Source organism: Cellulomonas sp. SG140 (genome assembly GCF_025770785.1).
Taxonomy (GTDB): Bacteria; Actinomycetota; Actinomycetes; order Actinomycetales; family Cellulomonadaceae; genus Cellulomonas.
This window is the reverse complement of sequence record NZ_JANZLA010000010.1, coordinates 98768-108238: the sequence shown is the minus strand read 5'-3', so window position 1 is coordinate 108238 and position 9471 is coordinate 98768. Positions and strand designations below refer to the sequence as shown.

Genomic DNA, 9471 nt, shown 5'->3' with positions numbered 1-9471 from the left:
AGCGCGTCCCGCGGCCTCGGCGCCGGCACCGGCTGCACCCGCCGCCGCGCGGCCCAGCGCACCGGCCCGTCCCGGTGCCGCACCTGGTCCGCGGCCGCAGGCCCGTCCGGGCAACAACCCGTTCGCACCCTCGCAGGGGATGCCGCGGCAGGGTGACCGCACCGGCGCCCCGCGCCCGGGTGGCCCGCGTCCGGGGAACAACCCGTTCGCGCCCTCCCAGGGCATGCCGCGTCCGGGCGAGCGCCGCACCGAGGGTGCTCCCGCCGCCGCCGCGGGCGACCGTCCGGGCGGTCCGCGCCCCGCGGGTCCCCGTCCCGGCGGCCCGCGTCCGAACCCGGGCATGATGCCGGGCCGCACCTCCAGCGGTGTCGGCCGTCCCGGCGAGCGTCCGGCCCCCGCGGGGCGTGGCGCCGGTCGCGGTGGCCCCGGCGGTCGTCCGGGTGCCCCGGGCGGCGCACCGGGTGCCGGTGGCGGTTTCGCGGGTCGTCCCGGCGGTGGTGGCCGTAGCGGTGGTGCCGGCCGTGGTTCGACGCAGGGTGCCTTCGGGCGTGCCGGCGGTCGTCCCGTCCGTGGGCGGAAGTCGAAGCGCGCGAAGCGCCAGGAGTTCGAGCAGATGCAGGCGCCGTCGCTGGGCGGCGTGTCCGTCCCGCGCGGCAACGGCTCGACCGTCGTGCGCCTGCGTCACGGCTCGTCGCTGAACGACTTCGCCGACAAGATCGACGCCAACCCGGCCTCGCTGGTCACGGTGCTCTTCCACCTCGGGGAGATGGCCACGGCCACGCAGTCCCTGGACGAGGACACCTTCAACGCGCTCGGCGCCGAGCTGGGCTACGTCGTGGAGATGGTCTCGGCGGAGGAGGAGGACCGCGAGCTGCTCGGGTCCTTCGACATCGACCTGGAGGCGGAGGAGGCCGCGGAGTCCGACGAGGACCTCGCACCGCGCCCGCCGGTGGTCACCGTCATGGGCCACGTCGACCACGGCAAGACGAAGCTGCTGGACGCGATCCGCTCCACCGACGTGGTGGCGGGCGAGGCCGGCGGCATCACCCAGCACATCGGCGCCTACCAGGTGCGCACCGAGCACGAGGGTGTCGACCGGGCGATCACGTTCATCGACACCCCGGGCCACGAGGCGTTCACCGCCATGCGTGCCCGTGGTGCCCAGGTCACCGACATCGCGATCCTCGTGGTGGCGGCGGACGACGGCGTGATGCCGCAGACGATCGAGGCGCTGAACCATGCCCAGGCGGCCGGCGTGCCGATCGTGGTCGCCGTGAACAAGGTGGACAAGGAGGGGGCCAACCCCGCCAAGATCCGCCAGCAGCTCACCGAGTACAACCTGGTCGCGGAGGAGTACGGCGGCGACACCATGTTCGTCGACGTCTCCGCCAAGCAGCGCACCGGTATCGACCAGCTGCTCGAGGCGGTGCTGCTCACCGCGGACGCCGCCCTCGACCTGCGGGCCAACCCGGACAAGGACGCGCGCGGCGTGGCGATCGAGGCCAACCTCGACCGCGGCCGCGGTGCCGTCGCGACGGTGCTGGTCCAGTCCGGCACGCTGCACGTCGGGGACGCGATCGTCGCCGGCACGGCCCACGGCCGCGTCCGCGCGATGTTCGACGAGCACGGCGAGAACGTCACCGAGGCGGGTCCGGCTCGTCCGGTGATGGTCCTCGGTCTGGCGTCCGTGCCGAGCGCCGGCGACACCTTCCTGGTGGCGCCGGACGAGCGGACCGCGCGACAGATCGCCGAGAAGCGCGAGGCCGCCGAGCGTGCCGCCCTCCTGGCCAAGCGCCGCAAGCGCATCAGCCTCGAGGACTTCACCCAGGCGCTCGCCCAGGGCAAGGTCGAGACCCTCAACCTGGTCATCAAGGGCGACGTGTCCGGTGCCGTCGAGGCGCTGGAGGACGCGCTGCTCAAGATCGACGTGGGCGAGGAGGTCGACCTGCGGGTCATCCACCGTGGTGTGGGTGCCATCACGCAGAACGACGTCAACCTGGCCACGGTCGACAACGCGATCATCATCGGCTTCAACGTGAAGTTCGCGGAGCGCGTGGAGGACCTGGCGGACCGCGAGGGCGTCGACGTGCGCTTCTACTCGGTCATCTACCAGGCGATCGACGACGTCGAGGCAGCCCTCAAGGGCATGCTCAAGCCGGAGTACGAGGAGGTGCAGCTCGGCACCGCCGAGGTGCGCGAGGTGTTCCGCTCCTCCAAGTTCGGCAACATCGCCGGTTCGCTGGTCCGTTCCGGCGAGATCCGCCGCAACTCCAAGGCGCGCGTGCTCCGGCACGGCCGCGTCATCGGCGACAACCTCACCATCGAGTCGCTCAAGCGGTTCAAGGACGACGCCACCGAGGTCCGCGAGGGCTACGAGTGCGGCATCGGCCTCGGGTCGTTCAACGACCTGCAGGTGGAGGACGTCATCGAGACGTTCGAGATGCGCGAGAAGCCGCGCTCCTGACGGCGCGCACCGGGCGGGTCACCTTTCGCGGGTGACCCGCCCGGTCCCGTCCGCGCGGGTGCTGCCCACGTAGGCACCGACGAGCGTCGAGCATCTCGGCACCGACATCCCGGCGTGAGCCGGCACCACGAAGGAGGAAGGGCATGGCTGACCGCCCCCGCGCCCGCAAGATCGCGGACCGCATCCAGCAGGTCGTCGCCCAGCTGCTCGACACCCGGATCAAGGACCCCCGGCTCGGCTACGTCACGGTGACGGACGTGCGCGTCACGGGCGACCTGCAGCACGCGGACGTCTTCTACACCGTGCTCGGGGACGACGAGGCGCGGACGGGTTCCGCCGCCGCGCTCGAGAGCGCCAAGGGGCTGATCCGCTCCGAGGTCGGCAAGGCGACGGGCCTGCGCCTGACGCCGACGATAGCGTTCCACCTCGACGCCGTGCCGGAGACGGCCGCCCACCTCGAGGCCGCGCTGTCCGAGGCGGCGCGCCGGGACGCCGAGGTCGCAGCCCTTGCCGCCCGTGCGTCGTACGCCGGGGACTCGGACCCGTACCGGCGTCCGGCGGAGGACGGCGCGGACGACGATCTCCCCGAGGACGGCGAGCCGGACGCGGATGCCGGCCCGGACGCCTCAGCGCCGTCGACGGCCGAGCCCGCCGCCGGGCCCACGGCCTGACAGCCGTGACCACCCAGGCGGACACCGAACCGCTGCGCAGGCTGCCGGACGGAACCGTCAAGCAGGTCTCGCCCCTGACGGGCACCACCGTCTGGACCCTGCCCGGCCGGGCCAACCGCCCGCTGCCGGACGTGCCCGCACAACGGTCGCCGGTCGACCCGGCACGCGTCGACGCGCTCTGCGCCTTCTGCCCGGACCGATACACCGAGACACCGCCGGAGAAGGCGCGCCTGGTCTGCGATCCGGAGCCGCGCGTGATCGAGCACGTCGCGGCCGCCGCGCTGGGTGAGACCGTCGCCGAGGTCCGCCGCATCCCGAACCTCTACGAGATCCTCTCCGTCGACTACTGGCGGGCCAACCACGGCTACGTGGTGCCCGCCGACGTGGCGGACCGTGCGGCGCGGTACGTGGCCGACCCCGCCGGTCGGGCGCACGTCGTGGCGGTGCTCAGGGCCCGCGCAGCGGCCGGTGCCGCTCCCGCCGGCGGCTCCGACGACCCGCTCGCCGGTGCGGTCGACCTGTTCGCGGGCTCGCACGACGTGGTGGTGGCGCGCCGGCACCTGGTCGACGGGGCCCGGTTCGACGACGAGCTGGCCGGGTCGGGGACGCTGACGCCGGACGAGCACCACCGGTTCATGGCGATGACGGTGCGGACGGTGCAGGACCTGTACGGCTCGAGACCGGACGCCCTGTACGTGGCCGCCTTCCAGAACTGGCTGCGCCCGGCAGGGGCGTCCTTCGACCACCTCCACAAGCAGGTGGTGGCCATCGACGAGCACGGGCCCCAGGTGCAGCGCGAGCGTGAGCGGCTGCGCGACGAGCCGGACCTGTACAACCACGCGGTGCTCGACGTCGCGCTGCGCCACGGGCTCGTGGTCGCGGCGAACGAGCACGCGGTCGCGATCGCCGGCGTCGGCCACCGGTACCCGGCGTTCGAGGTGTACGCGACCGGCGAGCACCAGCTGCCCTGGGAGCACGACGACGCGGAGGTGCGCGCCGTGTCCGACCTGGTGCACGCGCTGCACGCCGTGTCCGGGGTGCACACGCCCAGCAACGAGGAGTGGCACCACCGGCCGCCGGACGTGGCCGAGCCGATGCCGTGGCGCATCGTGCTGAAGTGGCGCGTCTCGACGCTCGCGGGGTTCGAAGGGGGCACCAAGGTGAACGTCAACACGATCGACCCCTTCACGCTGCGCGACCGCGCGGTCGCCGGCCTGCGTCGGCTGCGGGACGCCGGAGCGATCGCCCCGGTGCGCATCGGCGAGGAGACGTCGGGCCGCCCCGTCCGGCTGCGCTACGCAGGCGCACGATGAGCGCCCGGCCCGACCGTCCGGCGCGGGTGCACGACCAGCGGCCGACCGCCGCCGACGGTCTGCTGGTGGTCGACAAGCCGGCCGGGATGACCAGCCATGACGTGGTGGCCCGGGTGCGGCGCCTCGCGGCGACCCGCAAGGTCGGCCACGCCGGGACCCTCGACCCGATGGCCACGGGCGTCCTCGTGCTGGGCGTCGGGCGGGGCACCCGGCTGCTGACGTACCTGGTCGGCTCCGACAAGGACTACGACGCGACCATCCGGCTCGGCCAGAGCACCACCACGGACGATGCCGAGGGCGAGGTGGTCGGCACGGCCGGCGCCGCCGAGCTCGACGAGGAACGGCTGCGGCGCTCCGTGTCGGCGTTGACCGGACCGATCAGCCAGGTACCCAGCGCGGTCAGCGCGATCAAGGTCGACGGGAAGCGTGCCTACGCGCGGGTCCGGGCCGGTGAAGAGGTCGAACTCGCCGCCCGTGACGTGGTCGTGTCCCGGTTCGACGTGCTCGACGTGCGCACGGCGTCGGCGCCGGACGGCACCCCCGTCGTCGACCTGGACGTCTCGGTCACCTGCTCGTCGGGCACCTACGTCCGCGCGCTGGCACGCGACCTGGGGGTCGCGCTGGACACCGGGGGCCACCTGACCGCGCTGCGCAGGACCCGTGTCGGTGCCTACGGCGTCGCCGCCGCGACCCCGCTCGAGGTCCTCGAGGCCGCGCCGACGGACCGACCGATCGCCGTGCTGCCCCTGGCGGACGCAGCGCGGGCCATGTTCACCGCGCGAGAGCTCAGCGAGGCCGAGACCAAGGCGCTGTCCTACGGTCAGCGCCTGGACGCAGTCCCTGCGCGCGGACCGGTGGCGGCGTTCTCCCCGAGCGGTGAGCTGGTGGCGCTCCTGGAGAACCGCGGCGGCCGGGCGGTACCCCTCCTGGTCTTCGCCCCCGCCTGAGTCCCCTGGACGAGGACCTGCACCGGCGCAGCGGTCGCCGGGTGCGGCGGACACCCGCGCAGGTGGCAGGCTTGGGCACCGGCGTCGAGGACGCCCACCACGGAGGACGAACCCGAGCAGGAGCGTGCGTGCAGGTCTGGACGGAGCTGGGCGAGGTACCGGCGGACTTCGGCCCGAGCGTGGTCACCATCGGGAACTTCGACGGTGTCCACCGTGGGCACGCGGGTGTGCTGCAGCGTCTGGCGTCGGACGCGCACGCCGCGGGACTCCGCTCCGTCGCCGTCACGTTCACGCCGCACCCCGCGCAGGTGCACCGCCCGCAGACCGCGCCACCCCGCCTGACCGGCGACGCCGACCGGTTGGAGCTGCTGGGGGAGACGGGCCTGGACGCCGTGCTGCTGATCACCTACACGCTGGAGTTCGCCCGGCAGTCGCCCGAGGAGTTCGTCCGCCGGTACCTGGTCGAGGGCCTGCACGCCCGCACGGTGGTGGTCGGCCGCGACGTGCGCTTCGGCCGGGACAACGGCGGGGACCTGGCGGCGATGACGCGGCTGGGCCGGGGCTACGGGTTCGACGTCGAGGTCGTGGAGGACGTCACGGCGGACCCCAGCGTGGGCGACGGGCACAGCGCCGACCCGTTGCGCCGGCGGTGGTCGTCCACCTGGGTGCGGGAGCTGCTCGCCGAGGGCGACGTGCGGCAGGCGGCGCGCGTGCTCGGGCGGCCGCACCGGATCCGAGGGCTGGTGGTGCACGGCGACGCCCGCGGCCGGGAGCTGGGTTACCCCACGGCCAACCTGGCGTCCGACGCGACCGGCATGGTGCCGGCCGACGGCGTGTACGCCGGCTGGCTGCGTCGGTTGACCCGCGCCGACGGCACCCCCGTGTCGCCCGACGACCCGGACCGCGTGCTGCCTGCCGCGGTGTCGATCGGGACCAACCCGACGTTCGACGGCGTGGTGCGCCGCGTCGAGGCCTACGTCCTGGACCGCACGGACCTCGACCTCTACGGCGAGGAGGTGGCCGTGGAGCTGGTGGAACGCCTCCGCCCGACGTTGCGGTTCGCGTCGGTCGACGAGCTGCGCGATCGCATGGGCCAGGACGTGGCGCGCGTGCGCGAGGTGCTCGCCGGCGCGGCCGACCCTGGCGTACGGGTCGTACCCGGCAGCTGACGCCGGTGGCCGACGGGCGGCTGGCCGGCGGCTCCGAGGCGGCCCCACCGGCCGGCGGCAGACCTGCTGGTAGACTTCACGCGCCGTCAGAACGGCCGCGGACCCACAGAGCCCGGGTGGACAAGCCCCGGAGCGCCGCGCAACGAGACACCAGGAGAACCGTTGGCCCTCGACACTGCCACCAAGCAGTCGATCATGACCGAGTACGCGACCCACGAGGGTGACACCGGTTCGCCGGAGGTCCAGATCGCGGTGCTCACGCAGCGGATCAAGGACCTCACCGAGCACCTCAAGGAGCACAAGCACGACCACCACTCGCGTCGTGGCCTGCTGCTGCTCGTCGGGCGCCGTCGTCGGCTGCTCGGCTACCTGCAGAAGATCGACATCGAGCGCTACCGCAGCCTGATCGAGCGGCTCGGCCTGCGCCGTTGACCCACCGGACCAGCCCGGACCCCGCACAGGGTCCGGGCTGGTCCCGCGTCGGGGCCGGTACGCGTCCCTGACGCACGCACCACGTCACACCACACCGCCGCGCCGGTCCCACGTCCGGTCCTCGGTAGTGGCCCCCGGACCGCCGCACGGCGCGCCGAGGGCCTCGATCGAAGACCGCCGCGGACCCACCGGCGCACTTCGAGAACAAGGAGGGCACCCGTGGAGGGTCCCGAGATCCAGTTCGCCGAGGCCGTCATCGACAACGGCAAGTTCGGCAAGCGCACCGTCCGCTTCGAGACGGGCCGCCTGGCCAAGCAGGCTGCCGGCTCCGCCGTCGCCTACCTGGACGACCAGACGATGCTGCTGTCGGCCACCACGGCCGGCAAGCACCCCAAGGACCAGTTCGACTTCTTCCCGCTGACGGTCGACGTCGAGGAGCGGCAGTACGCCGCCGGCAAGATCCCCGGCTCGTTCTTCCGCCGTGAGGGCCGTCCCTCGACCGAGGCGATCCTGGCCTGCCGCCTGATCGACCGGCCGCTGCGCCCGCTGTTCGTCAAGGGCCTGCGCAACGAGGTCCAGGTGGTCGTCACCGTCCTCGCGCTGCACCCGGACGACGCGTACGACGTCCTCGCGATCAACGCCGCGTCGATCTCGACGCAGCTGTCCGGCCTGCCGTTCTCGGGCCCGGTCGCCGCGACGCGCATCGCCCTGGTCGACGGCCAGTGGGTCGCGTTCCCGCGCTACTCCGAGCGTGAGCGCGCCACCTTCGACATGGTCGTGGCCGGCCGCATCGTCGGCGACGACGTCGCGATCGCCATGATCGAGGCCGAGGCGCCCGAGGCGACCTGGGGCCTGGTGCACGGCGGCGGCGGCACGGTGCCGACCGAGGAGGTCGTCGCCGACGGCCTCGAGGCCGCCAAGCCCTTCCTCCGCTCCCTCTGCCTGGCCCAGGCCGACCTGGCCGCGCGCGCCGCGAAGGAGACCCAGGTCTTCCCGGTCTTCCCGGACTACCAGCCGGACGCCTACGCCGCCGTCGAGTCGGCCGCGGCCGCCCGTCTGGGCGACGCGCTGTCCATCGCGGACAAGCAGACCCGCGAGAACCGTCTCGACGAGATCAAGGCCGAGATCCAGGCCGAGCTCGCCGAGCAGTTCGAGGGCCGCGAGAAGGAGATCTCCGCCGCGTACCGCTCGGTGCAGAAGAAGCTGATCCGTCAGCGCATCCTCACCGACGGCTTCCGCATCGACGGCCGCGGCCTGCGGGACATCCGCACGCTGTCCGCCGAGGTCGAGGTGCTGCCCCGCGTGCACGGCTCGGCGCTGTTCGAGCGTGGCGAGACCCAGATCCTCGGCGTCACCACGCTGAACATGCTGCGCATGGAGCAGCAGCTGGACACGCTGTCGCCGGAGACCCGCAAGCGGTACATGCACCACTACAACTTCCCGCCGTTCTCCACGGGTGAGACGGGGCGCGTCGGCTCGCCGAAGCGCCGCGAGATCGGTCACGGCGCCCTGGCGGAGCGGGCCCTCGTGCCCGTCCTGCCCAGCCGCGAGGAGTTCCCCTACGCGATCCGTCAGGTGTCCGAGGCTCTCGGCTCCAACGGCTCGACGTCGATGGGCTCCGTCTGCGCCTCGACGCTGTCCCTGCTGAACGCCGGTGTGCCGCTGCGCGCGCCGGTCGCCGGCATCGCCATGGGCCTGGTGTCCGACACGGTCGACGGTCAGACGCGGTACGCCGCCCTGACCGACATCCTCGGTGCCGAGGACGCCTTCGGCGACATGGACTTCAAGGTGGCCGGCACGCGGGAGTTCGTCACCGCGATCCAGCTGGACACCAAGCTCGACGGCATCCCGGCGAGCGTCCTGGCCGGTGCGCTCACGCAGGCCAAGGAGGCGCGCCTGGCGATCCTCGACGTCATCGCCGAGGCGATCGACACCCCGGACGAGATGAGCCCGTTCGCGCCGCGCGTCATCACGGTGAAGGTGCCGGTCGACAAGATCGGCGAGGTCATCGGCCCGAAGGGCAAGATGATCAACCAGATCCAGGAGGAGACCGGCGCCGACATCTCCATCGAGGACGACGGCACGGTCTACATCGGCGCCACCGACGGTCCGTCGGCGGAGGCCGCGCGGGCGGCGATCAACGCGATCGCCAACCCGCACATGCCCGAGGTGGGCGAGCGCTTCGTCGGCACGGTCGTCAAGACCACGACGTTCGGTGCCTTCGTCTCGCTGTCGCCGGGCAAGGACGGGCTGCTGCACATCTCGCAGATCCGCAAGCTCGTGGGCGGCAAGCGGGTCGAGAACGTCGAGGACGTCCTCGCCGTGGGCCAGAAGGTGCAGGTGGAGATCGGCGAGATCGACCCGCGCGGCAAGCTCTCGCTGCACGCGGTGGTCGACGAGGAGGCGGCGGCTCCGGCCGCTGCGTCCGAGGAGACCGGCACCGACGCCACCGACGCGGCGCCTGCGAACGCCTGA

7 protein-coding genes are annotated in these 9471 nt (G+C 73.1%); all 7 read left to right on the top strand.

Annotation, left to right across the window (positions count from 1 at the left end; translation table 11 throughout):
* A partial coding sequence (gene infB, locus N0B34_RS16545; RefSeq protein WP_263732374.1) for a translation initiation factor IF-2 occupies positions 1–2464 on the top strand: 2464 nt, incomplete at its 5' end.
* Between the two features lie 143 nt (positions 2465–2607).
* On the top strand, positions 2608–3135 hold the full coding sequence (rbfA, locus tag N0B34_RS16540; RefSeq protein ID WP_263732373.1) for a 30S ribosome-binding factor RbfA: 528 nt from the start codon (positions 2608–2610) through the stop codon (positions 3133–3135).
* Between the two features lie 5 nt (positions 3136–3140).
* A complete protein-coding gene (locus tag N0B34_RS16535; RefSeq protein ID WP_263732372.1) occupies positions 3141–4448 on the top strand; it encodes a DUF4921 family protein in 1308 nt (435 codons plus the stop codon).
* Positions 4445–5395 (top strand): tRNA pseudouridine(55) synthase TruB, encoded by a 951-nt coding sequence (truB, locus tag N0B34_RS16530; protein WP_263732371.1) that lies wholly within the window; start codon positions 4445–4447, stop codon positions 5393–5395. Before N0B34_RS16535 ends, truB begins: the two co-directional genes overlap by 4 nt.
* 128 nt (positions 5396–5523) lie before the next feature.
* Positions 5524–6564 carry a bifunctional riboflavin kinase/FAD synthetase gene (locus tag N0B34_RS16525; protein WP_263732370.1) on the top strand — a complete coding sequence of 347 codons (1041 nt, stop codon included), beginning with the start codon at positions 5524–5526 and terminating at the stop codon, positions 6562–6564.
* 162 nt (positions 6565–6726) lie between these two features.
* Positions 6727–6996: a 30S ribosomal protein S15 gene (gene rpsO / locus N0B34_RS16520; protein WP_263732369.1), complete on the top strand. Its 270-nt coding sequence runs from the start codon at positions 6727–6729 to the stop codon at positions 6994–6996.
* A gap of 219 nt (positions 6997–7215) precedes the next feature.
* Positions 7216–9471 (top strand): polyribonucleotide nucleotidyltransferase, encoded by a 2256-nt coding sequence (locus N0B34_RS16515; protein WP_263732368.1) that lies wholly within the window; start codon positions 7216–7218, stop codon positions 9469–9471.